This window comes from Paenibacillus sp. AK121 (assembly GCF_019042715.1).
GTDB lineage: Bacteria > Bacillota > Bacilli > Paenibacillales > Paenibacillaceae > Paenibacillus > Paenibacillus polymyxa_C.
In genome coordinates this window covers 24,530-51,490 of the sequence record NZ_JAHPJM010000004.1, presented here as the reverse complement: position 1 = coordinate 51,490, position 26,961 = coordinate 24,530, and the positions used below count along the sequence as shown (strand labels likewise).

General features: G+C 46.1%; 24 protein-coding genes. 21 read left to right on the top strand and 3 right to left on the bottom strand.

Translation table 11 applies throughout. The features are described from left to right. The first annotated feature begins 55 nt into the window (after positions 1 to 55). Positions 56 to 382 carry a hypothetical protein gene (locus KSP24_RS08960; protein WP_013369949.1) on the top strand — a complete coding sequence of 109 codons (327 nt, stop codon included), beginning with the start codon at positions 56 to 58 and terminating at the stop codon, positions 380 to 382. Between the two features lie 125 nt (positions 383 to 507). Beyond that, complete coding sequence (locus KSP24_RS08955; protein ID WP_058711850.1) at positions 508 to 933, top strand: thiol-disulfide oxidoreductase DCC family protein; 426 nt, start codon at positions 508 to 510, stop codon at positions 931 to 933. Positions 934 to 938: 5 nt separating this feature from the next. Here KSP24_RS08955 and KSP24_RS08950 read toward each other — a convergent pair whose 3' ends face one another. Continuing rightward, on the bottom strand, positions 939 to 1,718 hold the full coding sequence (locus KSP24_RS08950; protein WP_216974948.1) for a DUF3153 domain-containing protein: 780 nt from the start codon (positions 1,716 to 1,718) through the stop codon (positions 939 to 941). Positions 1,719 to 1,954: 236 nt separating this feature from the next. Between KSP24_RS08950 and KSP24_RS08945 the strand changes: the two genes are divergently transcribed. The 15 genes from KSP24_RS08945 to KSP24_RS08875 all read left to right on the top strand — a co-directional run bounded on the left by KSP24_RS08945 (position 1,955) and on the right by KSP24_RS08875 (position 19,256). Beyond that, complete coding sequence (locus KSP24_RS08945) at positions 1,955 to 2,926, top strand: metal ABC transporter solute-binding protein, Zn/Mn family (RefSeq protein ID WP_216974947.1); 972 nt, start codon at positions 1,955 to 1,957, stop codon at positions 2,924 to 2,926. A 14-nt stretch (positions 2,927 to 2,940) separates the two neighbouring features. Further along, positions 2,941 to 3,705, top strand: coding sequence for a metal ABC transporter ATP-binding protein (locus KSP24_RS08940; protein WP_025677759.1), 765 nt, complete (start codon positions 2,941 to 2,943; stop codon positions 3,703 to 3,705). A gap of 5 nt (positions 3,706 to 3,710) precedes the next feature. Beyond that, positions 3,711 to 4,640 (top strand): metal ABC transporter permease, encoded by a 930-nt coding sequence (locus KSP24_RS08935; protein WP_216974946.1) that lies wholly within the window; start codon positions 3,711 to 3,713, stop codon positions 4,638 to 4,640. Next, positions 4,637 to 5,524 carry a metal ABC transporter permease gene (locus tag KSP24_RS08930; RefSeq protein WP_019686573.1) on the top strand — a complete coding sequence of 296 codons (888 nt, stop codon included), beginning with the start codon at positions 4,637 to 4,639 and terminating at the stop codon, positions 5,522 to 5,524. The genes KSP24_RS08935 and KSP24_RS08930 overlap by 4 nt, the downstream gene beginning before the upstream one ends. A gap of 219 nt (positions 5,525 to 5,743) precedes the next feature. Then, positions 5,744 to 8,071, top strand: coding sequence for a histidine kinase (locus tag KSP24_RS08925; protein WP_216974945.1), 2,328 nt, complete (start codon positions 5,744 to 5,746; stop codon positions 8,069 to 8,071). Positions 8,072 to 8,591: 520 nt separating this feature from the next. Then, positions 8,592 to 9,776 carry an AAA family ATPase gene (locus tag KSP24_RS08920; RefSeq protein WP_216974944.1) on the top strand — a complete coding sequence of 395 codons (1,185 nt, stop codon included), beginning with the start codon at positions 8,592 to 8,594 and terminating at the stop codon, positions 9,774 to 9,776. Between the two features lie 12 nt (positions 9,777 to 9,788). After that, positions 9,789 to 11,036: a TadA family conjugal transfer-associated ATPase gene (locus tag KSP24_RS08915; RefSeq protein WP_216974943.1), complete on the top strand. Its 1,248-nt coding sequence runs from the start codon at positions 9,789 to 9,791 to the stop codon at positions 11,034 to 11,036. Beyond that, positions 11,033 to 11,824 (top strand): type II secretion system F family protein, encoded by a 792-nt coding sequence (locus KSP24_RS08910; protein ID WP_216974942.1) that lies wholly within the window; start codon positions 11,033 to 11,035, stop codon positions 11,822 to 11,824. The genes KSP24_RS08915 and KSP24_RS08910 overlap by 4 nt, the downstream gene beginning before the upstream one ends. Positions 11,825 to 11,830: 6 nt before the next feature. Further along, positions 11,831 to 12,715, top strand: a complete 885-nt coding sequence (locus tag KSP24_RS08905; RefSeq protein ID WP_216974941.1) for a type II secretion system F family protein — start codon at positions 11,831 to 11,833, stop codon at positions 12,713 to 12,715. 10 nt (positions 12,716 to 12,725) lie between these two features. Beyond that, positions 12,726 to 12,920 (top strand): Flp1 family type IVb pilin, encoded by a 195-nt coding sequence (locus tag KSP24_RS08900; protein ID WP_013369963.1) that lies wholly within the window; start codon positions 12,726 to 12,728, stop codon positions 12,918 to 12,920. Continuing rightward, a complete protein-coding gene (locus KSP24_RS08895; protein WP_013369964.1) occupies positions 12,920 to 13,588 on the top strand; it encodes a TadE family protein in 669 nt (222 codons plus the stop codon). The genes KSP24_RS08900 and KSP24_RS08895 overlap by 1 nt, the downstream gene beginning before the upstream one ends. Before the next feature lie 40 nt (positions 13,589 to 13,628). Further along, the gene (locus KSP24_RS08890; protein ID WP_216974940.1) at positions 13,629 to 15,845 is read left to right on the top strand and encodes a DUF5702 domain-containing protein; all 2,217 of its coding nucleotides are present in this window, start codon (positions 13,629 to 13,631) and stop codon (positions 15,843 to 15,845) included. Continuing rightward, positions 15,814 to 16,809 (top strand): pilus assembly protein, encoded by a 996-nt coding sequence (locus tag KSP24_RS08885; RefSeq protein WP_216974939.1) that lies wholly within the window; start codon positions 15,814 to 15,816, stop codon positions 16,807 to 16,809. Before KSP24_RS08890 ends, KSP24_RS08885 begins: the two co-directional genes overlap by 32 nt. Positions 16,810 to 16,897: 88 nt before the next feature. Then, positions 16,898 to 17,410, top strand: a complete 513-nt coding sequence (locus KSP24_RS08880) for an A24 family peptidase (RefSeq protein ID WP_216974938.1) — start codon at positions 16,898 to 16,900, stop codon at positions 17,408 to 17,410. 61 nt (positions 17,411 to 17,471) lie between these two features. Next, positions 17,472 to 19,256 (top strand): DUF6382 and FHA domain-containing protein, encoded by a 1,785-nt coding sequence (locus KSP24_RS08875; RefSeq protein ID WP_216974937.1) that lies wholly within the window; start codon positions 17,472 to 17,474, stop codon positions 19,254 to 19,256. Between the two features lie 212 nt (positions 19,257 to 19,468). On the opposite strand, the gene KSP24_RS08870 is transcribed toward KSP24_RS08875, so the two are convergent. Next, entirely contained in the window at positions 19,469 to 20,377 is a 909-nt protein-coding gene (locus tag KSP24_RS08870) for a TIGR01777 family oxidoreductase (RefSeq protein ID WP_216974936.1), read from the bottom strand. A 294-nt stretch (positions 20,378 to 20,671) separates the two neighbouring features. On the opposite strand from KSP24_RS08870, the gene KSP24_RS08865 reads away from it, so the two are divergent. From KSP24_RS08865 to ppnP, 4 genes are all read left to right on the top strand, one after another. Continuing rightward, complete coding sequence (locus KSP24_RS08865; RefSeq protein WP_216974935.1) at positions 20,672 to 21,799, top strand: deoxyribonuclease IV; 1,128 nt, start codon at positions 20,672 to 20,674, stop codon at positions 21,797 to 21,799. Positions 21,800 to 21,821: 22 nt separating this feature from the next. Beyond that, entirely contained in the window at positions 21,822 to 22,721 is a 900-nt protein-coding gene (purU, locus tag KSP24_RS08860) for a formyltetrahydrofolate deformylase (RefSeq protein ID WP_216974934.1), read from the top strand. 393 nt (positions 22,722 to 23,114) lie between these two features. After that, on the top strand, positions 23,115 to 25,160 hold the full coding sequence (gene tkt / locus KSP24_RS08855; RefSeq protein WP_216974933.1) for a transketolase: 2,046 nt from the start codon (positions 23,115 to 23,117) through the stop codon (positions 25,158 to 25,160). 291 nt (positions 25,161 to 25,451) lie between these two features. Further along, on the top strand, positions 25,452 to 25,766 hold the full coding sequence (ppnP, locus tag KSP24_RS08850) for a pyrimidine/purine nucleoside phosphorylase (RefSeq protein WP_013369973.1): 315 nt from the start codon (positions 25,452 to 25,454) through the stop codon (positions 25,764 to 25,766). 108 nt (positions 25,767 to 25,874) lie between these two features. Here ppnP and KSP24_RS08845 read toward each other — a convergent pair whose 3' ends face one another. After that, positions 25,875 to 26,774, bottom strand: coding sequence for an NAD(P)-dependent oxidoreductase (locus KSP24_RS08845; RefSeq protein ID WP_013369974.1), 900 nt, complete (start codon positions 26,772 to 26,774; stop codon positions 25,875 to 25,877). Between the last annotated feature and the right edge of the window lie 187 nt (positions 26,775 to 26,961).

Sequence of the window (26,961 nt, the reverse complement as noted above, 5' to 3'; positions counted from 1 at the left end):
CGCTGAGAATGGCGTCCATTTGACATCATCGCCAAAATTCATTAAGATGTCATAGGTGATTCTGGTCATCAGGTACGAAACAAATTTGAAAAATACGGGTGATATGATGTCTTACAGACCGAATATTGTTAATTTCACGCTGGCTGGTAGCAACGAAAAGGAAGGGCTTTATGAGTTTAAAATGAGTTTGGCCGATGGAACGGAGTGCCGCGTTTTTTCTCAACGTAATCCGGAGTGGACTTTGACGAATATTAGTCGACTGCTAACGACGCCTTGCCCGGTATGCCATAAGGATTTTATCTGCAAGTGTATGGATCAGTTCCATGATGAGTTTTTAGAGCAAATTAATGCAAAACAGCTGTTTGAGAAAGCATTGAGCTAGTTTTTCGAACAGGCAAGGATTATACATTTCTAGACAAGCGTCGGATACTTTCGGCGTTTTTTTGTTTATAATCGAACCGTTGCGTTTTCATGCCGTTGATTTCTCTGTGGAGGTGAAATGCGTTGATGAACCAGTCTGATCATGTCCATACCGAACATTCCATTGTATTGGTGGATGGGGTATGCCACTTTTGTCAGGGAGCAACCCGCTTCATTATCAAACGTGATCCTAAGGGAATATTCCATTTTGGTTCCCTGCAATCCGAGGTAGGGCAAGAACTTTTACGTGCAGGTGGACTGTCTACAGATCAACTGGATACATTCGTTCTGATTGAAGACGGTACGTATTATACAAGGTCAACTGCAGCTTTACGGATTGCCAAACGCCTTCGTTTTCCATACCCGCTGGCCTATGTATTCATCTTGATTCCCCGCTTTGTGCGCAACGCAGCCTATAACTGGGTAGCGCGTAACCGATATCGTTGGTTTGGCAAGGATGAGGAGGATCAATGTCAGATCCCCCCACCAGAAATTAGGAAACGATTTTTTTAGTTGCTTTATTTATGTTTATTTTTACGACGATAATTACGAATCAGTAATATCACAGCTACCGCGATCAGTATGAGACCCGTAGCCGATACATACACGATATGGCGTACATTGGGTACGTTGACCGACAATTTTAGCTCGTTTGACTCTAATGGAGCAATGTCCCAATAGAGTGTTTTTCCATCATCCGACACACGGTCCGCATTGCTGGAAGCAGGCTGGATGGGCAGGGATAGGCTGAAGTTAAGATCCAGTTGCCGTTCTAGTAATTTGCGTGCGAACACATTCATTTGTTCTAATTTATCACTCAGGCCACGAGCTTCTTCAGGAAGCATCCGAGGCAAATCGAGCTTAAGCGTAAGATCCATATTGGTTGTGAAAAAATGCTGGCTCACTGCGCGATTTATTTCTAATCCCTCAGGCAGGTTTAAACCCTGATCGGGATTTTTTTGGTTTGTACCCCAATCCCCTTGATAATGCCCCTTTATTTGATATCCCTTTCTCCCTTGTTCCGAAAGCGGCTGCACGTCTACATTATTGCTTTGCATACGTTGAACTAATCGATCGAGCAGCCCCGGATTGTCCAACATCATCAGTGTCTGGTTGTTTACACTGAACGTTGCATTCATATCTACACTTTGATCTAGATGAACATCTACATGAATGTCACCCCGAGCACAGGAAGTTAGGGCAAACAGACAACACACCAGCATAAAAATGAGCAGTATTTTTCGTAACTGTATTTGCCGACGCTTGTTCCAATTAGGGCTGTATCCTGTTGGGTCCATGACTTGCACCTTCTTTGTATGGTTTCTTTGGTATAACGACCGGATATCTTCTATATATTACACATTCGGAGAGCCAAAATCGAATGATATAAAAGAATAGTTAAGATTTATATTTCAAAAATGTTTCCTTAGGTAAAAACTTTAGTGTATACTCTAAAATATAGTATGGATAAAAAATAATTGTCTCAAGGAAATAGTTTGTCCTAAAACAAATATTAAAAGGAGGATTTTAAAACATGAACAAGCAGTTTAAGAAGGCTTTGCCACAATGGGTAGCGACGGTTGGAGTGTTGTCTCTAGTTCTGGTTCTAGCGACTGCATGTACAGATGCCAAGAAGACAGAACAGGGAGCTACGAAAGAGGCGGGACAGAAAATAAAGGCTACGACTACCATCGGTATGATCTCTGACATTGTCGGGAAGGTCGGCGGTGCTCATGTGGAGGTCACGGGAATTATGAAGTCAGGCGTTGACCCACATTTGTACAAGGCGTCTCAGGGAGATATGCGTAAGCTGGATAAAGCCGACATCATTTTTTATAACGGGTTGCATCTGGAAGGGAAAATGCAGGACATTCTGGAGAAAATCGGCAAGCAAAAGCCTGTTATACCCGTGTCCAAAAACATTGCCCAAAATCAATTGCGTGCAGCTAGCCCAGAAATGGGATCTGAGTATGATCCACATATCTGGTTTGATGTACAAAACTGGATGTCTGCGGTAGAAACCGTCAGAGATGAATTGTCGGCACTTGATGCTGCTCATGCGGAGGATTATAAGGCCAATGCCGAAGCTTATCTCGCTGAGCTACGAGAACTGGACGATTACACGAGAGAGCAGATTGCCAGTATACCGAAGGCACAGCGCGTACTTGTCACGGCACATGATGCATTTGGCTATTTCGGAGACGCTTACCAGATTCAAGTAAGAGGCCTTCAAGGCATGAGTACAGAATCAGAGGCGGGCTCACAAGATGTGACCAAGCTGAGAGATTATCTGGTGGAGCATAAAATTAAAGCCATATTTGTAGAATCAAGTGTTCCGAGAAAGGCCATAGATGCGGTTATTCAGGGTGCAGCTCAGCAAAGTCATACCATACAGGTTGGCGGCGAGCTTTATTCGGATGCTATGGGTGAAGAGGGGACAGAAGATGGAACGTATATTGGAATGGTCAAGCATAACGTGAATACGATCATTAGAGCTCTTAAATAAGGAGGCGTAGACACATGGGACATTCACCACTTGTTGTTCGTGATTTATCGGTAGCCTATCAAAAAAAGCCCGTTTTGTTCGATGTCTCCTTTGAGGTGCCGGAAGGTAAGCTGATTGGTATTATCGGCCCCAACGGGGCTGGCAAATCTACACTGATCAAGGCCGTGCTTGGGCTGATTCCAAAGCTCAGGGGCGAGGTGCTGGTCTACGGCAAGCCCTATAAGCAACAGCTGCTCAAGGTTGGATATGTACCGCAGCGGGAGTCGGTGGATTGGGATTTTCCGACGAATGCTCTAGATGTGGTTATGATGGGACGTTACGGCAGACTGGGCTGGTTTAAACGTCCGGGAGCAGCAGATCGTCAGGCTGCGATGGAGAGTTTGGACAAGGTTGGAATGAGCAAATTTGCAGACAGGCAGATTAGTCAATTGTCAGGCGGGCAGCAGCAACGCGTTTTTTTGGCGAGAGCGCTTGCGCAGGACGCTCAGCTTTATTTTATGGATGAACCGTTTGTTGGTGTGGACGCTGCAACAGAAAAAGCTATCATTTCATTGCTGAACGATCTGAAACAGCAGGGGAAAACCGTGCTTGTCGTTCATCATGATTTATCTACGGTCACGGATTATTTTGACCAGGTTATGCTGTTGAACGGGCATCTGATGGCATTTGGAGAGACCGCAGATATTTTTACCGGGGGAAATCTGCAACGTACGTATGGCGGGCGTCTGAGTATACTCAAAACAGGTTCGGAATCCGGCACGATACTCGGAGTGAGGTGAGCAGTATGACAAGCTTGACAGCGCTTTTGACAGACCCGAACATGCAATGGATTTTGCTTGGATGTATTTTACTCGGTTTAAGCAGCGGGGTGATTGGCAGTTTTATGTATTTGCGTAAGCAATCGCTTATGGGAGATGCTTTGGCACATGCGGCTTTGCCGGGAGTATGTGTGGCTTTTATGATCACAGGTACAAAATCCATGTTTGGATTTATGATTGGAGCAGCCATTGCAGGGATTGTTGCTACCTTTGCCATCAGTGCGTTAACCCGGTATTCGCGAATTAAAAGCGATTCAGCGATTGCAGCGGTGCTGTCCGTATTTTTTGGCTTCGGCATTATGTTGTTGACCGAAATTCAGCATAGTGGCGCAGGCAACCAAAGTGGGCTGGATAAATTTTTATTTGGCCAGGCTGCGGCAATGGTGTTGTCTGATGTCTATACGATGGCGGTAATTTCGGTGGTGCTCATTGGAATATGTTTATTATTTTTCAAGGAATTTAAGCTGCTCAGCTTTGATCCCGGCTTTGCCCGTGGACTTGGTTTTCCGGCAGGTCTACTGGATAAGTTATTAATGCTGTTGATTGTCATTGCGGTGGTGGCTGGCATTCAAGCTGTGGGCGTCATTATGATGGCTGCCCTGCTGATTACCCCGGCCGTGTCGGCAAGATACTGGACAGAGAAGCTGGGTGTTATGGTATGCCTTTCAGGTTTGTTTGGTGCTATAGCGGGTCTTGGTGGGACTGTTATTAGCTCTCTGGGACAAAATTTGCCTACAGGACCATTGTGCGTGTTGTGTGCGACTGTGGTATTTGGTGTAAGTCTGATCTTTGCGCCGCAGCGTGGAATGATTTCCAAGGCTATCGTTCGGTTAAACGCCAGAAAAAGTCTGGAGCAGGGAGTTGGAACGTTGCCCAGGGAGGAGCGTGCCCTATGAGTTCATTTTATGTTATCCTGACGGGAATGTTAGTGGCAGGGGGATGTAGTATCGTCGGATGCTTTCTCGTGCTTCGGAAAATGGCTATGATCGGTGATGCCATCAGTCATGCGGTACTGCCTGGTATTGTCATTGCCTTTCTCATCAGCGGATCGAGGGATTCGGTGTGGATGATGTTTGGTGCGGCCGTGCTGGGGCTTCTAACGGTCTATCTGATTCAGCTATTCCAACAAAGCGGTCTGCAAAGTGATGCTGCCATTGGCGTGGTGTTTACAACATTGTTTGCTATCGGTGTTTTACTGATCAGTGTGTTTGCTTCCAATGCTCATCTGGATATGGACCACGTTTTGTATGGGGAAATTGCTTATGTCCCGTGGAATACGATAGAGATTGCTGGCTTCGATATAGGTCCGAGGGCTGTGTGGATTACGGGCGCAATGTTTTTGATCAATCTGCTCGTGGTAGGGGGCTTTTTCAAGCAATTTAAAGTCACTTCCTTTGATCCCGCATTGGCAGCTTCATTGGGCATTCCGGTTGTTTTTTTTCATTATCTGCTAATGAGTCTCGTATCACTAACGACAGTGGCGTCATTTGAGAGTGTGGGTGCAATTCTAGTGGTTGGCATGCTCGTTGTACCGCCTCTTACCGCTTATTTGCTGACGGAGAAGCTGTCCCGTATGATTGCATACAGCGTGGGAGTTGGAGCCACTAGCTCGATCGTAGGCTTTTATACAGCAACTGTATTAGATGCTTCTATTGCGGCATGTATGCTGTGTGTATCGGGTGTGTTGCTGCTTTTGGCTTTTCTATTTTCCCCGTCTCATGGTGTGGTATGGCGAAAGTTATTTCAACAACGGGGAATTGTTGGCGAAAATAGCAAGTGAGTCTCGTAGGAAGTGATCCTATATGAATTACTCAAAATAGCGTGCAGACGGGCATAAAGTGCCTGAATGCACGCTTTTTTACGCTTATGCTAATCTGTGCGGCTTTTTTTGAGGCAAGCTTGTTGGGTCATCTTGAATTAACCGGGACACGGGAGTACATTCTTTACAATCACACAGAAGGATTCGGAACGAGCTGTTACGCTGCGGGGAGGAACGAAATTGGAGAGCTTCAAACGTAAATCACCAGAGGAGATACTGGATTCCATTAACAAATTGCATCGAGGCAGACTCAAAATATACATTGGCGCGGTCAGTGGCTCTGGCAAAACGTATCATATGCTGCAGGAGGGACAATCGCTGCAGCATGAAGGGATTGATGTTGTAATTTGTGCGGTATCGACTCTGCAACGGCGTGAGACCGTGGAACAGGTCGGCTCGCTAGAGCGAGTACCCAGTATTCATTGGATGAAGGATGGCGAAGAACAAAAGGATCTGAATTTGGAAGCTTTGGTGGCACGAAATCCTGAGGTGGTGCTGGTGGATCATTTGGCACATCATAACCGAAAAGACGCCTCGTTTCCAACAAGGCTGGAGGATATTCGGTATTTGCTGGAGATGGGAATTAGCGTCATTACGACGGTCAATGTTTATGAACTCGAAGGGATCACGGAGTGGGTATATCAGCTGACTGGCTTTGAAGCGGAATATACGGTTCCGGTTGATACATTGGAGCTGGCGGATGAAATTCGTCTAATTGATGCCACCCCGGAGATGATTCTGGAACGGCTGGCGAAAGGTTACATGCATACGCCCAATCCAGAGATGTTTCACCGGGGGAATTTGGGTAAATTGCGTGAGCTCGCTCTGCGATTAGTAGCAGAGGATGTGAATGATTCGCTGGAACGGCACCGGGAGGAGCTAGGCTTGCACGGGGCGTCAGGAGCAGCAGAGCGTATTTTGGTGCCTGTCCAATATCATTGGAATGGGTCCATTTATGTACGTAGGGGAGAACAGGTGGCCAAGCGGTTGGGTGGAGATATGCTGGTGGTCTCTTTTGTCAGCTCGAAGCGCAAGCTGTCCAAGGAATCAGCAGCCTTCAAACGTTCCATTGAGCAGTTGGCCGATAAGATCGGTTCGACATTTGAAGAAATCCCGCTCTTTTCCCGCAGAAGGCTGCCACGTCAACTTATCCATTATGCGGTGACTCACAATGTTACCCGAATTGTTATGGGGCATTCTCGGCAGACTCCGTGGCAGGAGCTGGTTAAAGGATCACTGGTGAACGGAATTTTAAAACGAATGAAAAATATGGATCTGCTGTTGATTGCAGACCGAGCCGAGCAGGAGGGCGAACGGATTTTGCCAACGATGAGACAGGAGGAAGGAGATACTGATCCGTATCATCGTTTGAGCGTTGAGGAAGTACAGGCTGAGGAAGCCAAAATTCTGCGGGGCAAGCTCAAAGTATATATTGGGGCTGCTCCGGGGGTCGGCAAAACATACACCATGCTGAGAGAGGGAAATGATCTGCTGGAAAGCGGGATTGATGTGGTTATCGGATTGCTGGAAACGCACGGAAGAGCAGAAACACTAGCCCAGGTAGGATCTCTGGAGATGATTCCCCGTCAGTCTATCGAGCGTCATGGTGCACATTTGGAAGAGATGAACACTGAAGCCATTCTCAGGCGTAATCCTGAGGTAGTGCTAATTGACGAGCTGGCGCATACCAACGTTCCGGGAAGTCTGAGATCTAAGCGTTATGAGGATGTACTGGCCATTTTGGAACAAGGTATTTCTGTTATATCCACAATGAATGTGCAGCATCTGGAGAGCTTGAATGACGCAGTAGAACAAATTACTGGCATTCGGGTGAGAGAGACTGTCCCCGACCATATGATGCGTCTGGCCGATGAAGTCCAGCTTGTTGATGTGGCTCCCAAATCGTTACAGCAACGTATGCGTGAGGGCAAAATTTACGCTCCTGCGAAGGTGGAGCAGGCACTTAGCCACTTTTTTAAGCTGGGTAATCTAATTGCGCTGCGAGAACTTGCTTTGCGGGAATTGGCAGATGATGTAGATGAGCGGCTGGAATCCTGGGATCGGCACGAGTCACTTCGGGGACCGTGGCGCAGGGAGGAAGTGATTTTTGTAGGCGTGACGCTAAGCGAAAATGCTGAAAGGTTGATTCGCCGCGGTTTTCGTATCGCCTTTCGCCTGAAGGCTGTGTGGATTGTGACTTATGTTCATGTTGGGGAGCGTATACCGGAGAGGTTGAACCCTCGTCTGGAACAACTAAAGTTGCTGACCCACCGACTGGGGGGAACCTTTGAAATTCGGCTTGTTTCCAGTCGGCGCGAGATTGCCGACATTTTGATTGCTCCAGTAGAAGGATATTCAGGTACGCAGCTCATCGTGGGGCAGTCTTTCCGAAGTAGCTATTGGGGGAAGACTGCGGTTGTGCCGAGGATTCTCCGTCAAGCACGTCATATGGATGTTCTTATCGTGGCGGATTATGATCCGGATATTAAGCTGGAGACAGATTATTAAAATGCCCAATCCATTCATAAATAGTCATATGCTGGTTACCGGTTATTCACTGCTTCCATAGTATATTCTATCTCAAAGAAATGGAGGCGAGTTTGAATGTATAAACATCGTAAGCATGATTGTCATTTTCCAAAGCCAAAAAAACGTGTTTTTAAGAAAATCATTAAGGTGACTGTCATTAAGTTTAAACCAAAATTTAAACGTGATCACTGGAAACATGAAGACTTTGATAAGAAATGTCATTGCCGGAAACGTCGCCATCATCGCCATCATGACTGTCATCGTCGTCACCACAAATTCTACTAAGTTGAAGATCGTAGGAGGCGGGGCTAGACTGCCCGCCTTCTCCTAGTACCAGAATTCTAAGAAAATACTTGCGCAAAAAATACTTGCTCTAACACAGGTGCTATGCTATTCTACCAATAAATAGATTGCACGTGACGGAAGCACCGTTCACCAACCGTATGTACTTACGGATGGATGAACGGTGCTTTTTTGCGTTGTTGTGTTGGGAAAGGGGATGAGCATATTGGTTCCGGTAAAAGTGGTATTGGCCGTAGAAGGCCGGGATTATATTGAGCCTCTGCTGAATTATGTTCACGGAAGCGAGTACGCCAGAAGGCTCAGAATAACGGCTTTTTCGCAGCCGGAGGCATTTCATCAATACATGATGGAAACTAGCGGAATGAAAAGACCAGATGTGGTAGTAGGTGAAATGCCCTTTCTGAATCTATGGACAGCTCGGGAAGATGCGGATATTCCTTGTTTGGTATTACATGAGGGAGAACAAGTAAGTGAATATGGGCAGCCTGTATTAAAATATCAGCCTTTATCTGAACTGGCCGGTATTATTTTGGAAACGGCGAGACAGAGGTTGAATGGTCGGAAAAGCGTAAACAGTCGGGAAGGTGGAATGATTATCGGCATGGTGGCAGCTTCAGGTGGATTGGGCAAGACAACGGCCGCGCTCAATATGTCCAAGCAGCTGGGGTATGAGGGATATTCGGTATTCTACTTGAATCTGGAAACGGTGGATTCAAGCTCGTTGTTCACTGGTTCAGACAGTTCTAGCGGAGCACAAGGAGAAGGAGAAGGAGAAGGAGAAGGACTGTCCAGACTGCTGTATGATCTCAAGTCGGAGGGAAATGAGGACACTTCGTTATCTTTGGCTTCGTATTGTGTGCGTCGTCCTGAAATTCAGGCTGATACGTTTCAACCTGTCTATAATCGCAAGGAATTGACAGACATGACTTGTGATGAAGCGAAAGAGCTCATTCGAACGATTGCTGAAAGCGGGCAGTATGATGTAGTGATCGTAGATTGCGATTCTGAACATGGTGAGCGGGCTCAAGCCGTGCTTGAAGCTAGTCATAAGCTGATCTGGTTGCTGGCTGACGATTTAATGAGTATGCACAAGTGCGGATTATGGCTGGATGTTTTAGAAACTACACAGCCTGAAGGGCTTGAAGCCATGATATGCAAAACCAGCTTTGTGGTGAATCGCTACATGGGAACTATGATCAACTCGTTACCTCGTGACTTCATGGAACTGAACGGAGCGTTACCCTATATACCTTCATGGAAACAAATGCAGCACCGTGAGCTGCTGCTTAGTTCACCGATTTATCAGCGGGAAATTCGTCATTTGTGCCGCGAGCTGCTGGATATGGAGAGCGCAGCACAGTCGACGCTTGCTTGGTCTTAAGGGGATGATGACATGAATGAGGAACAATTTAAGGCATTGCGCGCGGATATTCGTAACGGGCTGGACGTAACGTCCTCGGTAAAGGATACAGATCTAGTACGGCATATCGAAAAGCGAATTTTACACGACGTAGAGCTGGCGAGCTTAACTTCCCGAGAAAAGCATGCACTTGTCCGCAAAATTTTCAACTCTTTCCGTGGGCTGGATGTGCTCCAGCCGTTGATTGACGACCCGACCGTAACGGAAATTATGATCAATAGTCATCGGGAAATCTTCGTGGAGCGGGCAGGTGAGGTGATTCAGGTGCCCGATCAATTCGAATCCCGCGAACGACTGGAGGATTTGATCCAGACGATTGTAGCCGGGGTGAACCGAATTGTGAATGAGGCTTCTCCTATTGTGGATGCCCGACTAAAGGACGGATCACGTGTGAATATCGTGCTGCCGCCAGTTGCTCTCAAGGGTCCGACGATGACCATACGGAAGTTTCCCGAGCGTCCCATGACGATGGATGATTTGATACGAATGGGTGCACTCAATACAGAAGCCGCCGCTATGCTCAAAGACTTGGTACGTAGCAAGTACAACATTTTTATAAGCGGCGGAACGGGCTCTGGTAAAACAACTTTTCTGAATGCATTATCCCAGTTCATCCCTTCGTCTGAACGGATTATTACGATTGAAGATTCGGCAGAGCTGCAAATTGTGACTGTCCCCAACCTGGTTTCCATGGAAACACGGAACGCGAACACCGAGGGGAAGGGAGAAATCACGATTCGTGATCTGATTCGTTCCTCCTTACGTATGCGGCCTAACCGCATTGTGGTGGGTGAGGTCAGAGGGAGTGAGGCGTTGGATATGCTGCAAGCGATGAACACGGGACATGATGGAAGCTTATCAACTGGGCATGCGAATAATATCCGCGATATGGTCAGCCGGCTGGAAACGATGGTGCTCGGTGGGGCAGAGCTTCCGCTTGGAGTAGTACGGCAGCAGATCAGCTCGGCCATTGATATATTCGTTCATCTGTCACGGCTACGCGACAAATCCAGAAGGGTGCTGGAAATTAGCGAAGTGATTGGTTTTGAAAATGGTGAGGTGACGCTGAATCCCCTTTATCGCTTCCAGGAACACGGAGAAAGTAAAGGACAAATTGTAGGGGAACTGGAACGTTGTGGTGGGGGGCTACAACATACATTGAAGCTGCAAATGGCCGGGATCAAGCCGGAAATTTGGCACAAGGGAGGAGTATCGGCATGAGAACAGGAAAGGCGACTGCCAAGCAAGTGTCACGTGAGGTCCCTTCTCTGCCAAATTATACGGTGTATACATTATCGACTGTACAAAAAAGTATGTGCATTCTCTCTAGTGGAGTGTTGTTCGCGACGATCGGATATCTATTTTATCACCAATGGATATTATCGTTGCTGTGTGCTGCTGGAGCTGTGGTGATGCCTCGTTATTTTAGAAAGTTTTTGCTGCAACGACGTAGGTCTGCTTTGGGCATTCAATTTAAGCAGGCTTTATACTCGCTTTCGTCTTCTCTTTCAGCGGGAAGATCGGTGGAGAATGGGTTTCGTGAGGCTGTAGAGGATTTGAGGTTGCTTAGTCCAGATGGAGATCACGATCTAATTTTTGAATTTAACATTATTACAGCCTGCCTTGAAATCGGACAGCCTGTAGAGGCTGCTTTGCAGGATTTGGCTCGTCGGGCTCAGATGGAGGATATTACGAATTTTGCGGACGTATTTGCGGCTTGCAAACGAACCGGAGGTGATCTGGTGGAAGTCGTACGACGGGCTTCAAGTGTCATTGGTGAGAAGCTGGAAATTCAGCAGGAGATCGGTGTAATGATTGCGCAGAAACGTTTTGAATCGAGGGTTATGTTTGCAGCGCCTTTTTTGTTTGTTTTGTTTATGACAGTGACATCAGGAGACTACATGATGCCCTTATACAGCGGTACAGGTATGATTCTGTCAACCTTTTGCCTACTGGTGCTTGGTGGCTGTCTCGTGTGGATCAACCACATTATGAAGATTGAAGTGTAAGGAGTGATGGGTGTGGTGACGTTGGTTTGTCTGGTTATGCTGGTTCTGCAAGTGGGAGGTTGGGTGGTGCTGAACCAAATGTACACTGCTAAGTATGCACATTTTCGCCATATGAAGCTCGAAGGACTGCGGCTGCAAAAACTTTCGGTGCCTTTTGTACACATACTTCATGTTTCACGTGCCACTCATAGGTTGCCTTTGCTGATGTTCAAGCTACAGCGTTCCATACAGAAGCTGTATGGTATGCGCAACAGCGGAGAAAAAACGATGCTTTTTCTGGCAGAAATGTTGGGGTACGGATATATGGTGGCTGCTGGTGGAGCTTTAATATCCATTATGATGGGCGGGGAAGCGACCGGACTGGTGCTTGGCTTGGGGCTCGGTGTTCTGGTGCCAGTAGCGCTGGTCAAGGATTTGCATGGGAAAGTACAGAAGCGGGATCAGCAAATCTTAATGGAATTGCCTGAATTATTGAGTAAAATGATGCTTTTGGTTGGTGCGGGAGAGACAGTACAACGGGCTTTGCTTCATTGTGTGGAGCGTAAAGGGGCGGATACGGTACACCCATTGTATCGGGAATTGCTGCAGACAGTGGGGGAATGGGAAAGTGGCTATTCCTTTCAACAGGCATTTGAACATCTGAGCAAACGTTGTGGTATTCAAGAAGTGACGATATTTACAACAACAGTTTTATTGAATATGAGGCGTGGCGGGAGCGATTTTGTAATGGCTTTACGTGAGTTATCTCAGACGTTATGGAGCAAGCGGACTTCGATTAGCCGTACAAGAGGGGAACAGGCTTCTTCAAAGTTAGTCTTCCCGATGGCACTAATTTTGCTAACGGTCATTGTGCTGGTGGGCGCTCCGGCTTTAATGATGATGAATATGTAGGAGGAATAAAATGATGATGACAATTGTAGCAGGTAGTATTCGTAAATTGCACAAGGATGAGGATGGTTTGGGGACGTTAGAAATGATCCTGATCATTGCGATTCTGATTGCGGTGGCGATTATTTTTAAAGATCAGATCAAGAAAATTGTAGAAGGGCTGTTGAAAAAGGCGGATAAAAAAAGTAACGATTTTATGGATTCATAATGCTGTGCAAATTGGTACAAAAAGAGGACGGAAGCTTCTCCTTGGAGACTTCCCTCGTCTTTCCCATTTTGCTGCTGGTTATTTTTATAATGTTATTCTTTTGCCTGTATATATATCAAAAATCTATATTGGTGCAGGTTGCCTCTACTGCTTCGGAAAGAGCCGCTTACAGTTGGGATAACAGCTTTAAGGACCCGCGTACGGGAGCATTTGCGCAAGGGCAACGGGATTCTCTCTATTGGCGCTTGAAGGATGACGTTATGTTAGGCGCCCTGTTTGGCTGGGCCGGAGCCAATAATCAGGAAAGTGTACAGGTACCGGGCGGCAATGAAGGAGGCTCGTTACCTGCTCAGAAGCTGTCCAATGCAGAAAATAGAATGCCTGCGGGTATGCATGGGCAGATGACATATGAGAACAGTATGATTCACCGTAAGGTGACCACAGAGCTAAATAAGATCGTGGAGGTACCTTTGTTGAATCAGTTTTTAGATCAGACAGATTTACAAGGAAAAATGAGCTCGGGTGTGGTGGAACCTGTGGAATGGATTCGTACAGTGGAGTTGGTCCGTTACTATGGTGCGAAGTTTATGGGTAGAGGCTCAGGTGAAAAGGTAGAACCGGCAATTGTAGGGAAAGTATTGATGCAATATGGGCAAAACGGTCAGTAAGGAGTAGTTAACGGGAATATAACTGGAAAGGAGGAAGCGGGTGTTTGGTAAGGGACGAAATACAAAGGACGGAGAATCAGGTGCTGTCACGGTATTCCTCATTCTGATTTTGGCGGTCATGTTCGGTTTTATTGCTGTATTTATTGATTACGCTAGAATTGCTGCGCTGCATGTGCAGACTGAACGGCTGACCCATGCAGCAGTACGGTCAGTGATGTCTGCTTATGATCCGGCATTACAGCAGGAGTACGGTTTGTTTGCTTATGGTGAAGGCGGCGGCGAACAAATTATGGTCAAAGTGCTGAATGACAGTGCGCGGCGTACGGCGCGCGCGGAAACGCTACCGCTAATGAATATGAAGCTGGATTCCAGTTCACTGCAAATGGAAAGGGAGCTTGGTAAATATGCCATATTTAACGAGCAGATCCGTGAAGAGATGAAGTATAAAGCGCCTGTAGATTTTACGATGGAAGTGCTAGAAAAGCTAAAGCCACTCTCTCAAAATATGAAGGAGGCTTCACACACGGTAGATTTGCTGAAACGGCTGCAAAAGCTGTATGACAGACGTGAGGCCAAACTGGATGACATGCTGGAGAAACAGCGTAAGGCAGGAGCTTATATGGAAGAGGTTCGCAAACGGATAATTAAACAGAGGGGGACATATATGCCTAATCAGTATATATGGGACCCACTTGAAGTTGTAGCCGACATTGCTGCTCAATATAAGCATTACGTACATGTATATGAGGACAACAAGAAGAGTGTGGATGACGTTAAAATCATGCAGATGGAGAAATATGCAAGAAGGGCAAGGAAAGCACTGGATCGCCTGCGACAGGTCATGGTTCAGACTGGAGAGGAGCATGATAAGCTGCTTCTGCAAGCCAAGGAACCGTTAAATGAAGCCCGGCAGATTAATGAAGAAATGCGCAAAGTCATTGTTCAATATAAGCAGAGGGCGGCCAATGCAGGCTATGACGAGGTTTCTGCAGCCCCCACCCCAAGCGGAGCAGGCTCCAACGCTGATCCGTCTGTAGGAAGTGCCCGGCAAAGGGCAGAGGATTTGTTGGTTCCGAGCAATGAATTTGAGCAATGGGAAGCAGGAATCGAAAAGCAAAGGATCGCAATAAATACTGCTAACAATAGAATAACGGGCATGATGCGTACGCTGTCTTTCTATACAGATCCATTTTTGAATGCAGACATGCTCAAGCAAGAAGTTGCTTCAAGGCTCAAGGAGATAGATAAATACTTAAATGCATATGCTTGGGCGGGACCCGCCAATGTACTCGACGGTGAGGCCAGAACGATGGATACGCGACGCGGCCCGGACAAAGAACGCAAAAAAATGGAAAAAGAGGCGAAAAACAAGCTCAAGCAAGCCTATCGGATCATTGAGGTTCTTTCTAAAGGTAAACAAAGTGCTGAGCAATTCCGAGTGGTAGAGCAGTATTACAATGAAAGTATTTCTTTTAATCAGTCTTCATCCAGTCCATCTGTATCTGCTGATTTGTCCTATGACACCTACGATGCAGCGGGGGATTCCATGGATAGTATGGATGGTCTATACGAGGCGGCATCTAACTTACTGACTCAACTGGGAGACGAGTTTTACCAGAATGAATATGCACTTTCATACTTCCATCATGTGGATTTCAGCCGATTTGGCAATTTGGCCGGATCAGGTGGAAATGTGGGTAATGCTGCACAGATTTTAGGGGACCAGCTGGAGGTGAATAATCAAGAAGTTGAGTACATCTTGTATGGGTTTCATAATCCGACGGGTAATCTGGCAGCTGCCTATGGGGAGATTTTTGCTATGAGGCTTGCCATTCGAACGATGGAGGGACTGGTCAAAAACAGTTCAAAGGGTAACCCGTTGGTCGTTTTGGCGGCAGCTTTGTTATATGGAGTAGAGAAGGCGATTGAAGATATGATCATGCTGGCGCAAAAAGGGGATGTGCCTTTGTCTGATTTTCTTAAATTTCGAATGACTTACAAGGATCATTTGCGATTGTTCCTGATGCTCCATAGCAATAATGAACGAAAAATGTCCCGTATGCTTGCTCTGATCCGCCTGAATACAGATGTCAATCCAGCTGAGCGACGGACGTATGCGAAGGGTGAGGTCAAGAATGGGATGAGGCTGTGGTTTCTACCTGGAGTAATGAAAATGCTCGGAACCGCCTCCAAAGAAGACGAGAGTATTAAGGGAAGTGTGTACTATGTCACGAAAACAGCGCATTTTTCCTATTAATCATTATCTACGGCAGGCTTGTGGATTGAAGCAGCGTGAACAAGGAAGTATTGTTTTAGAAGCGTCACTGGTATTGCCATTGTTTTTGTTTTTTATTATTTTTCTCATTTATATGGTCCAAATGACACTGGTCTCCACAGCCTTGCAGACTACTGCTTCAGAAACGGTTAAGCAGGTTTCGGCTAAAATCTACCCGGTGTCTCTAGCCGTGGAGGCGGCGTCCGCTAAAATAGATGCAGTCCGCAAACCGCTAGATGAACTTCCCAAGTTATCTGTGAGTGAATATGCAAGCCAATTCGCTGCCCAACTGCCACCTCCAATCGGCGACTGGGTAGAAAACGCTGTTCAAGGCGGTCAAAAGCCGCTGGAGGAGTTGCGGGGACGCTTGACGGAGGCTGCACTTGATCCTGTTCTGAAGCCGATGCTAAAGCCTTTTATGGAGAAAAGTATTCTGGAGTATGACCGTATTCATATAACGAGCGTACATGTACCCTCTCTTACAGAAACTAAGGACCCTTATTTTAGAGTAGAACTATCGTATGAACTACCGATGAAAGTCCCCTTTTTGTATCGCAACATTGTGCTCCAAGCGGCGGCTGAGGAACGTCTTTGGATTGGTGATACAGGAGAGGGAGCAGGTACAGGAGATGAAACAGGGGATAAGGATGCGCAGCATTCCATACAGTTGCTTGTCAAGCCTGAGCCTGCTGTGAAGGGTGTATACAATTTGATCAAGGCCAAGGTTGAACCTGGGATGAATGCTACCCTTTCTGTACTTTATAAGTCAGGTGAAAGCACAGCTCAGCACTTGGGCTGGACCTCAGCCAATGCAGACGGGATTGTTGAATGGAACTGGTTTGTAGGAACAAACACAACACCAGGTCAATGGAGCTTTGTAATTGAAACGGAGGATGGCCAACGTATTGAGGTTCCGTTTTCTGTGCAGAAGACAACTGATGGATAGGCTAGATATAGACTTATAGAGATAACTACAATGAAAAATGATTTGGCAGGCCTGCTAATTTTCATTGTTATGAAGGGGGAAGACCGCATTGACATGGATGTATATTGTGTGTGGAGTTCTGCTGGCGATCGCGCTAGTGACAGATTTACGAAGCATGAAAATCCCTAATAAGCTTACATTGCCCGGCATAGTGGTGGGTTTGCTGTTCAATACTCTGTTCGGAGGCTGGCACGGTTTTTTATTTGCTATTGCTGGTCTTGGCACCGGCTTTGGATTCATGCTGATTTTGTACTGGATGGGAGCAATTGGTGCAGGAGATGTAAAGCTGTTTGGCTTAATTGGAGCATGGACAGGTGCAGCTTTTGCGTGGCAATCGGCTCTATATTCGATTTTTTTTGCAGGCATTATTGGTATAGGGATTTTGCTATGGAGGAGGGAAACCATCATGAGATTGCGACGCGTGGCGTTTAATTTAGGAGGATTTTTCCTATTTCGCAGCGGCAAAACGCTGACTAGTGGGAGAGAAGCGCACCTCAGGTTTCCCTTTATGACGGCAGTCATTCCAGGAGCGGTCAGCGCTTATCTTTACTTCTTGTCATGACGTGTCCGCTTGGGGAGATCATGCTACCTCAGGGGATAAGAATTGTTAAGGAGGTCATGAATTGTTTGGTTTAAGCAGGGATTTTGCTCGTAATGGCGGGACGTTTATGATTCTAAACAAGGAAGGCGGGCTCAAAACCGATGATTTAAATTCTGTACAGACCCGAATGATGACTGGTAATCGGATTCCCGGTCTGCTGGAACTTAGAATCAAAGAAGTCGATTTTCAGATCGAGTTACATTACGATATTTCGGGGCAACGTATGCTTTCCCAAGTATTGAAAGGTGGGAATGTGTCGACTTCTGATTTCTACCGGATTCTTTTTGAAGTGGTAGATGCTCTTCATCGTAGCCCACAATATATGTTAAATATCCGCCAGTTTATTTTGCACGAAGATTACATTTTTATAAGCGGTTCAGGCACAAGGAAGAACGTTAGTTTAACCTATGTTCCTTTGTGTAGTGTACAGTATACGCAACAAACAGGTAGCTATTTTAAGCAGATGGTTATTCGTTTGATGACTCGTGTGGCTCACCTTCAGGGAGAATCTATACAGCGCATACTTGATCTATGCGATAGAAATGAATTTGAGTTGAGCGCGTTGAAGGAACTACTATTACAGGGGATGGCGACTGGTGAACAGAGCATCAGCGGTCAGGCTGAAGGTAGATCATCTGTTCATTCCTCTCATACCATACAGGATAACGATACAGATCGTGGCGGAAGAACGTACGGCCAAGAACATCGGGAGACTCTGCAGGAAATTCAGGAGCTTAAGCGAGTCAATCGACTCAAGCAGTCCGCAAAATCAGAGGAGAATGTCGAGGTAGGAGCCGACAACGAAATGGAAAATGAAGAGGTGGAGCCTAAATCACAAAAATATAAAACATACATTGCTCTCGGATGTCTGCTCGCCTCGGCCATTGTTTGGCGTTATATTTATTTGGATCATCCAGAGACGGTGCCCTTGCTTATTTCGATTGTGCTAACTTTAGTGCTTGTCGCTGTTGCTTATAAAAGCTGGACGGGGAAATTAGAGCGCAACCGAGCTTTATCTCCTTTTTATAGCGAGGCAGTACCTGTATTGGATTCGGAATGGTTAGGAGCTGCTTCTCCAGCACAGCGAAAAAATGACCGTTATCAGGTAGATAAGCTAACTGGGTTTGTAGCGGGACGCCATCATCATGACAAGCAATCATCCGATTCAAGTGATCAAGGACAGGAAAGCTGGCGTTGGACTTTTCCAGACTCAGAATCTAAAAGCATGGGAAGCCGAACGACGGAGGATAGAGGGAAAGTAAGTACAAATTATGACTTGCACGAGCCTTCGAGGAAAGGTGCCATGCGGGGAAATGAATTGGACGACAGCGATACTAGCGAGGCTTATTATAAGTCCTTGTCCGGGGTAACGGAGCTACTCAATACTATATCCAAGCAGGAAACCGTGCTGCTTCGTCCAGATCAAGAGATACCGAGTCCAACCGTTCAGCACTCGCCGATTGCTTGTTTGGATCGTAAGTTATCTGGGAGTGGAGAAACCGAGCGCATACGGTTGCAGCCAGACCAATTCGTTGGAGGTAGCTTTATCATCGGAAAAGATCCGCAATTGGTCCAGTTTGTAGAGCATACCGATGGAGTTTCCCGTTCTCATATTGAGCTTTGTATAGTTACAGGAGGACAGTGCCATATCATTAAAGATTTATCCTCGACGAACGGAACAGTGCTGAATGGAGAGCCTATGGTGCCTTATAAGGAGTATACTATGAAGGATGGAGATACTTTTAAAATCGCTGGAGTCTCTTATATTTATCGATTGGACTCTTTTAAATCCTCTAATGCATCTTGAGTAAACGTTAAATGGATATATGTTAAGAAGAGGCCTGTTATATTCTGGGCTTCTTTTTTATAACTAGAAGACCATTCATAGGCCTAAAACAAGACAACTCAAAGATCTCAGGTTTAATTGATAGATTATGTCTAAATCAAAAATGAAACCTAAGCTGGTAGAGATACAAAGATATTATCTATCATCCATAGAGTTCATTTTTTAATTCAGCGCTACTTGTGAGAAGAATGGAGTTCCTCTAGCGCTTCCTTCAGTGAAGAATACTTAAACTTAAATCCGTGCTCCAGCGCTTTACGCGGTATTACCTTTTGACCGTCTAATACAAGCGTGCTCATCTCACCCAATAGCTTTTGGACGAGAAAGCTAGGAACGGGAAACCAGTGCGGACGACGATATACCTTAGCTACTGTTTTCCCAAATTGGTCGTTCGTCATGGGGTGTGGTGATGAAGCGTTCACTGCCCCGGAAATCTCTGGTGTATGAACGCAGTACGAGATCAGACGAACGATATCGGCAATATGAATCCAGCTCATCCATTGATGCCCGCTACCTATTTTTCCGCCGAATCCGAAGACGTAAGGCATCTTCATGAGTGGAAATGCTCCTTTTTTTCTATCCAGCACTAGGCTGATGCGTAACTTAATTAAACGGACATCGGCAGGGTAGGCGTTGGTAGCTTCCTCCCATTGCTCAACCACCTGAGACAGAAAATCATTCGAACGGCGCGGACTTTTTTCGTCAAATGTTTCGGTCAGGGAGGTACCATAGGCGGCAACAGCCGAAGCCTGAATGATAACTTCCGGTTTTTTTTGCAGAGCATTCAATGCTTGAGCCAACCGGGCAACGGACAGCAGTCGTGATTGAAGAATTCTTTGTTTGGACTTGTCCGTCCAGCGCTGATTCAGCGTCTCACCTGCTAAATTAACGACCGCATCTGTGCCTTCCAGTAATTCAGGCTTTTGTTTTAATTCGTTCCAGCTCATATACTGCAAGCGGGGGCTCGCTTCGTGTCCAACCAGCGGCTTGCGGGTAATGACTTTCACGGTATATCCGTCATCTAGCAGACTTTTGACCAGTGCACTCCCCACCAATCCAGTTCCTCCGCATACGATGATATTCATGGAGTTATTCTCCTTCCAATTCAAAAAATGTTTCTGTTATAAAATATAACCCTTTTTGATACAAAAGCTTCATATTGAATGTATCTGGTGTACGCAAAAGAAAGTCCATTCATGCTTTAATCTACCTACATTTCAATAACATATATTCTGATGTGCGCTATGTCTGTAGGTTCCCTTAGGGAGTCACCTAAAAAAGTTGCCATAAACGCTATGTTGTTTGATTTCAATAATCACGTTAAAATGATTAAATTAAAATAAGACAAGCATAACAGGATAGGGGGATGAATCAAAATCATGCTGAAAATTGGTTCTCATGTGTCTTTCTCGGACAAGGGTCTGCTCAGCGCTACAAAAGAAGCGTCTTCTTACGGGTCCAGCTCGTTTATGATATACACGGGGGCACCTCAAAACACACGTCGTAAGCCGATGGAGTCTATGTATTTAGAGGAAGGCAAGCAGCTAATGGCGGAAAAGGGAATGGAAGATATCGTGGTGCATGCTCCGTATATCATCAATCTCGGCTCCTACAAAGAAAATACCTATGAGCTTGCTGTCAGCTTTCTTCAGGAGGAAATTCGGCGCACACATGCGATTGGTGTGAAAAATATCGTGCTGCACCCAGGGGCTTTTACAGATAAAGATGCAGAGTACGGAATTGGGCGAATTGCCGATGGTTTGAACGAGGTACTGAATGGTGTGAAGGAGACCGATGTCAACATTGCACTTGAAACGATGGCTGGCAAAGGCACAGAAATGGGTCGTAGTTTTGAGGAAATTGCCTCCATTATAGATAAAGTAGAGCGCAACGAGCGTCTGACGGTTTGTATGGACACCTGTCACATTCATGATGCGGGTTATGACATTGTCAATGATTTGGACGGTGTACTGGAGCAGTTCGACCGTATTGTCGGCTTGAATCGCATCCAAGTTGTTCACATAAATGACAGCAAAAACCCGGTTGGCGCTCATAAAGACCGCCATACGCCGATTGGATCAGGTTGGATTGGTTATCAGACTATTCATAATGTGGTACATCATGAAGCACTTCAAGGACGTCCGTTTATTTTGGAGACGCCGTGGATTGGAAAAGAAGCCAAAACTCAACGACCAATGTATGAAGTTGAGATTGCTTTGCTTCGTGGTAATGTAAAGGAACGCTTTGGAGATGAGTTTTTGGGTCAGGTGGAGCAGCTGCATTCGTTTTTCAAAAAACAGGATGTGGATGTCCGTAAATTTGTACTGGATACTTGGACTCTGCTGAAAAATGATGCCAAAGCAAGAAAAGCAGACCCGCGTGAGCCGCTGGAGCGTCTGTATGACATGATAACAGAAGCAGCACTCTTCCCAGAGATGAGCGAAGAACACATTAATCAACGGTTGATTGCCTGGTTTGCCGGTAGTCATCTGCCAGTGACGGTATAAGACAAGGGGGACTAATAGCCACATGGAACTTCACGTAAAACATCAGCCAAACAGCACTGTATCTACACATGAAAACCGTGCACGCATGCTTGTATCTTGTCCAGATGGTCCAGGTATTGTAGCGACTGTGTCCCGCTTTTTGTACGAGCATGGGGCCAATATCGTTCAATCTGACCAATATACAATGGACCCGTCCGGCGGTATGTTTTTTATGCGGATTGAATTTGATCTGCCAAATTTGAGTGCAGCTCAGTCGCAATTGGAGCAGGACTTTGTCGCTGTTGCTGAGCAATTCCGTATGGAGTGGACGATTTCTGCGGTCAGCCGTAAGAAAAAATTGGCTATTTTCGTTTCCAAAGAAGATCACTGTCTGGTAGAACTGCTGTGGCAATGGCAGGCAGGCGATCTGGATGCGGATATTGCATTGGTGGTTAGTAATCATCCGGATATGAAGGAGTATGTGGAATCCTTTGGCATTCCATATCACCATATCCCGGTGACAGCCGATACGAAGCCAGAGGCAGAGCGCCGTCAGCTAGAGGTCATTGGCGAAGAGATTGATGTGATCATTTTGGCTAGGTATATGCAGATTATTTCGCCTAAGTTTATTGAGCATTATCGCAACCGGATTATCAATATCCATCATTCCTTTCTACCTGCATTCGTGGGTGGTAAGCCGTATGCCCAAGCTTATAATCGTGGTGTGAAAATTATTGGTGCTACTGCGCATTATGTAACCGAGGAATTGGACGGTGGTCCGATCATTGAGCAGGACGTACAACGGGTAAGCCACAGAGATGATGTAAATGAGCTAAAACGGATCGGTCGTACTATTGAACGGGTCGTGTTGGCAAGAGCCGTGAAGTGGCATACTGAGGATCGTATACTGGTTCATGAGAACAAAACGGTCGTTTTTAATTGAACTTAACAATTTCAAATTGATGAAAATACCTTTCGGATAAAACAAAGCCCAGTGCATAATGGGCTTTGTTTTTTTGTGTGGGGTAATTGTATTATATCTGGGCCCTATATAAATTTTTTTGCGATTTCATTATTTTTTAAATGATGTTAATACATAACGGGTATATTGATATGAGGGCTGTACTATATTTCGACCATTTCGACAATCATCTTTACAAACGATCTGGCAAACTTCCACGGCAAATGGTACAATACTTATGAGTGTATAAGTCATATTGAAACATTCAAGCAGATTCACTCACTTCAATAGTCTCTGTTTCTATATGAGACGGTGATTTTGAAGAGTATGACCGAATGCAATTGACATACTTCATACAATATGAGGAGGCAAACCATGACTGATCAGAATCAAGCGATTCAAAAGGATGAAAACTCCACTATCGACAATTTGTCCATCACAACAATTCGTACGTTGGCAATTGATGCCATCGAGAAAGCAAATTCAGGACACCCTGGTATGCCGATGGGCTCCGCGCCAATGGGCTACCAACTTTTTGCTAAAACAATGAACCATAACCCAGATCGCCCAACATGGGTGAACCGTGACCGTTTTGTACTGTCTGCAGGACACGGTTCCATGTTGCTATACAGCCTTCTGCACCTGAGCGGATATGATCTGCCTATGGAAGAGCTGAAGCAATTCCGTCAATGGGGCAGCCTTACACCGGGTCACCCTGAGTTTGGTCACACTGCCGGTGTAGATGCTACAACTGGACCTCTGGGACAAGGTTTAGCAATGTCCGTAGGTATGGCTATGGCAGAAGCACAACTGGGTGCAACATATAATAAAGACGAATTTAAAGTTGTGGATCACTTCACATATGCTATTTGTGGCGATGGCGATCTAATGGAAGGTATTTCCCACGAAGCTGCTTCGCTGGCTGGTCGCCTTCAACTGGGTAAGCTGATCGTATTGTTTGATTCCAATGATATTACACTGGATGGCAAGCTTAATCTCTCCTCTTCCGAGAGTGTTGCCAAACGCTTTGAAGCTTACAACTGGCAAGTGCTGCGCGTAGAAGATGGTAATGATCTTCCAGCGATCCAAAAAGCAATTGAAGAAGCACAAGCTGACTCGACTCGTCCTACGTTGATTGAAGTAAAAACAGTCATCGGTTACGGAAGCCCGAACAAACAAGGTAAAGGCGGACACGGTGGTACTCATGGTTCCCCGCTGGGAGCAGAAGAAGCTAAACTGACTAAAGAATTCTACAAATGGGTATACGAAGAGGATTTCCACGTACCACAAGAGGTTCGCGAGCACTTTGCTAAAGTAAAAGAGCGCGGTATCGCTGCTAATAAAGCATGGGATGAACAATTTGCGAAATACAAAGCGGCTCACCCTGATTTGGCCGCTCAGTTCGAAACAGCTGTAAACGGCAATCTTCCAGAAGGTTGGGATCGTGATCTTCCGAAATACTCCACAGAAGACAAAGCAGTTTCAACTCGTGTAGCTTCTGGTAATGCATTGAACGGATTGGCTCCAAACGTTCCTTTCCTGACAGGCGGATCTGCTGACCTGGAAAGCTCCACAATGACACATTTGAACAACCTGACGAACTTTACGCCAGAAGACTACGCTGGCCGTAATATTTACTTCGGTATTCGCGAGTTCGGTATGGCTGCTGCGATGAACGGTATGGCGTTGCACCAAGGTGTAAAAGTATTTGGCGGTACATTCTTCGTATTTACAGATTATCTGCGTCCGGCCGTTCGTCTGGCAGCTCTGATGGGATTGCCTGTAACCTACGTTCTGACTCACGACAGTATTGCTGTTGGTGAAGATGGTCCAACTCATGAGCCGATTGAACAATTGGCTTCTCTGCGTATTATTCCGAACCTGACGGTCATTCGTCCGGCTGACGGTAATGAAACTTCTGCTGCTTGGGCTTACACCCTGGAAAACAAGAAAAACCCGGTTGCACTGGTATTGACTCGTCAAAACCTGCCAATCCTGGCTGCTACTGCTGAGCATGCACGCGAAGGTATCAAACGCGGTGCTTATGTGGTTGCAGATGCAGCAGATGGCAAACCGGTTGCTCAAATTCTGGCTACAGGCTCCGAAGTACAACTGGCTGTTAAAGCACAGGAAGCACTGGCAGAGCAAGGTATTCAAGTACGCGTTATCAGCTTCCCAAGCTGGGATTTGTTCGAAAAACAAGACAAAGCTTACAAAGATTCCGTTCTGCTGCCTGAAGTTAAAGCTCGCTTGGCTGTAGAAATGGCGTATCCACTGGGATGGGAAAAATATGTTGGCGACCAAGGCGACATTCTCGGTATCAGCACATTTGGCGCATCCGCACCTGGCGACCGTGTAATTAAGGAATACGGCTTTACAGTAGAGAATGTTGTTAGCCGTGTGAAAGCTTTGTTGAAATAAAACACTGGAGCATCAGCAATTAGGAAGAGTTTGTCCATAGAGCAATGAGCGTGTATTGCTGGCAAACAACGTACCTGATCGTGGCAATCCATGTATCACAAACAGTCGTAACCTGAGTAAGGCTTACGGCTGTTTGTTTCATAAATTTGTAATTTGCGAAGAAAAGCTTTTGAATTATCGGGGTATAGAGTACGCAGATACAGTGTGTATTTTCATACTGAAGCTGGAATTCAAATTATGTTATGATGCACCATATTCATTCACCATTGAGAGCAGATGAGGGGATAACGAATGACACAGTTCGATGGAGTAAGCGTAATTAAAAAAGCAAATGTTTATTATGATGGTCAGGTTACAAGTCGTACAGTTATCCTGGGTGACGGCAGTAAGGTAACACTGGGGATTATGTTGCCGGGAACGTACGAGTTCGGGACGGATTCCCGTGAGATCATGGAGATTTTGGCAGGGGACCTGAGAGTGTTGCTTCCAGGTACCGAGGAATGGCTGGAAATACAAGGTACATCAACCTTTCATGTGCCTGCAAAGTCTTCCTTCAAGCTGGAAGTACGAAGTGTAACGGATTATTGCTGTTCTTATCCGGAATAATTAACTGAAAAGGGTAAGAGCACTCAAGCTACAAGCCAAGTGTTCTTACCCTAAAGCTGTGTTATAAGTACAAATGCACAGCAGCATGGTTACAAAGAAAAGTCCAGCTTACTCAAGAGGCTGACCACCAATGGTGCGGCCAATCCATGCTTCGTATGTCTTTACGACGGCAGATAGATCCTCATCGCCGTAGCCTTGTGTTTGTCCGGCTTGAAACAAGCTTTTGGCAATGGACAACATAGGCGTAGGGATGGACAGGCTGTCTGTTAGTGAGGCAGCGAGCTTCAAATCCTTGAGCATCAGAGCAAGTGAGAACTGGTTGCTAAAATCATGCTCGATGATTTTGCGCCCTTTCAGGTCAGCGGCCTTGCTACCTGCCGATCCGAGCTGTACCAATTCTAGGAAGCTGTCTGCTGGAATGCCGGATTTAGCCGCAATAGCAAAGCCTTCAGCCAGAGCGAGGTTATTTATACCGACCATCGTATTGTGAGCAAGCTTGGCTACGGCCCCGCTGCCGTTTGGTCCCATATGAAGCACTTTTTTGCCCAAGGTATCAAAAACATCTGATTGTGCCGCAATCGCTTCTGCGTGACCGCCGACCATGAACACGAGTGTTCCATCAACAGCGGCAGGCTTGCTGCCTGTTACAGGTGCATCAATGAAGGAACAGCCCAGCTTGTCCGCCTCAGCGGCCAGTTGTTTAACTAGCTCAGGTGAAATCGTGCTGTTGTCCATCACGGTCATGCCAGCCGTAAGACCAGCAAACACACCGTCCTGACCGTAATAGACGTCACGTATTGATTGATCATCGCTGACCATGGTAATGACCAGGTGCTGCCCTTCGGCCGCTTCGCGAGGGGTTGAAGCTGTACGTGCGCCTTGCTCTATCAAGGGTTCGCAGCGCGAAGCGGTACGATTATAAACTGTGACTCCGAATCCCTGCTTTAGCAGATTGGATGCCATCGGGGCGCCCATGGTGCCCAGTCCGATAAATCCGATGTTTTTCATTGCTAATCACCTTTCTTGTTGGAAGTTGCCGTCCGATGCAGATGCGAGTTCGGCTTGAATTGAATATTGAAACAGATTGATCTCAGTTCATTGTAGCATGGGCATGCTACCCTATCTACAGCAGGGTCTGTCAAGGCACAGGACATACAGGTAACACAAGCTTGTCAGGCTCAGCAAATTAAAGTAT

Coding starts and splice junctions, on each gene's coding strand:
- KSP24_RS08945 (WP_216974947.1), top strand. CDS start 1,955: ATGAACAAGCAGTTTAAGAAGGCTTTGCCACAATGGGTAGCGACGGTT.
- KSP24_RS08910 (WP_216974942.1), top strand. CDS start 11,033: ATGAGAACAGGAAAGGCGACTGCCAAGCAAGTGTCACGTGAGGTCCCT.
- KSP24_RS08940 (WP_025677759.1), top strand. CDS start 2,941: ATGGGACATTCACCACTTGTTGTTCGTGATTTATCGGTAGCCTATCAA.
- KSP24_RS08870 (WP_216974936.1), bottom strand. CDS start 20,377: ATGAATATCATCGTATGCGGAGGAACTGGATTGGTGGGGAGTGCACTG.
- purU (WP_216974934.1), top strand. CDS start 21,822: ATGGAACTTCACGTAAAACATCAGCCAAACAGCACTGTATCTACACAT.
- KSP24_RS08915 (WP_216974943.1), top strand. CDS start 9,789: ATGAATGAGGAACAATTTAAGGCATTGCGCGCGGATATTCGTAACGGG.
- KSP24_RS08920 (WP_216974944.1), top strand. CDS start 8,592: ATGAGCATATTGGTTCCGGTAAAAGTGGTATTGGCCGTAGAAGGCCGG.
- KSP24_RS08955 (WP_058711850.1), top strand. CDS start 508: ATGAACCAGTCTGATCATGTCCATACCGAACATTCCATTGTATTGGTG.
- KSP24_RS08930 (WP_019686573.1), top strand. CDS start 4,637: ATGAGTTCATTTTATGTTATCCTGACGGGAATGTTAGTGGCAGGGGGA.
- KSP24_RS08950 (WP_216974948.1), bottom strand. CDS start 1,718: ATGGACCCAACAGGATACAGCCCTAATTGGAACAAGCGTCGGCAAATA.
- ppnP (WP_013369973.1), top strand. CDS start 25,452: ATGACACAGTTCGATGGAGTAAGCGTAATTAAAAAAGCAAATGTTTAT.
- KSP24_RS08935 (WP_216974946.1), top strand. CDS start 3,711: ATGACAAGCTTGACAGCGCTTTTGACAGACCCGAACATGCAATGGATT.
- tkt (WP_216974933.1), top strand. CDS start 23,115: ATGACTGATCAGAATCAAGCGATTCAAAAGGATGAAAACTCCACTATC.
- KSP24_RS08885 (WP_216974939.1), top strand. CDS start 15,814: ATGTCACGAAAACAGCGCATTTTTCCTATTAATCATTATCTACGGCAG.
- KSP24_RS08865 (WP_216974935.1), top strand. CDS start 20,672: ATGCTGAAAATTGGTTCTCATGTGTCTTTCTCGGACAAGGGTCTGCTC.
- KSP24_RS08845 (WP_013369974.1), bottom strand. CDS start 26,774: ATGAAAAACATCGGATTTATCGGACTGGGCACCATGGGCGCCCCGATG.
- KSP24_RS08900 (WP_013369963.1), top strand. CDS start 12,726: ATGATGATGACAATTGTAGCAGGTAGTATTCGTAAATTGCACAAGGAT.
- KSP24_RS08905 (WP_216974941.1), top strand. CDS start 11,831: ATGGGTGTGGTGACGTTGGTTTGTCTGGTTATGCTGGTTCTGCAAGTG.
- KSP24_RS08895 (WP_013369964.1), top strand. CDS start 12,920: ATGCTGTGCAAATTGGTACAAAAAGAGGACGGAAGCTTCTCCTTGGAG.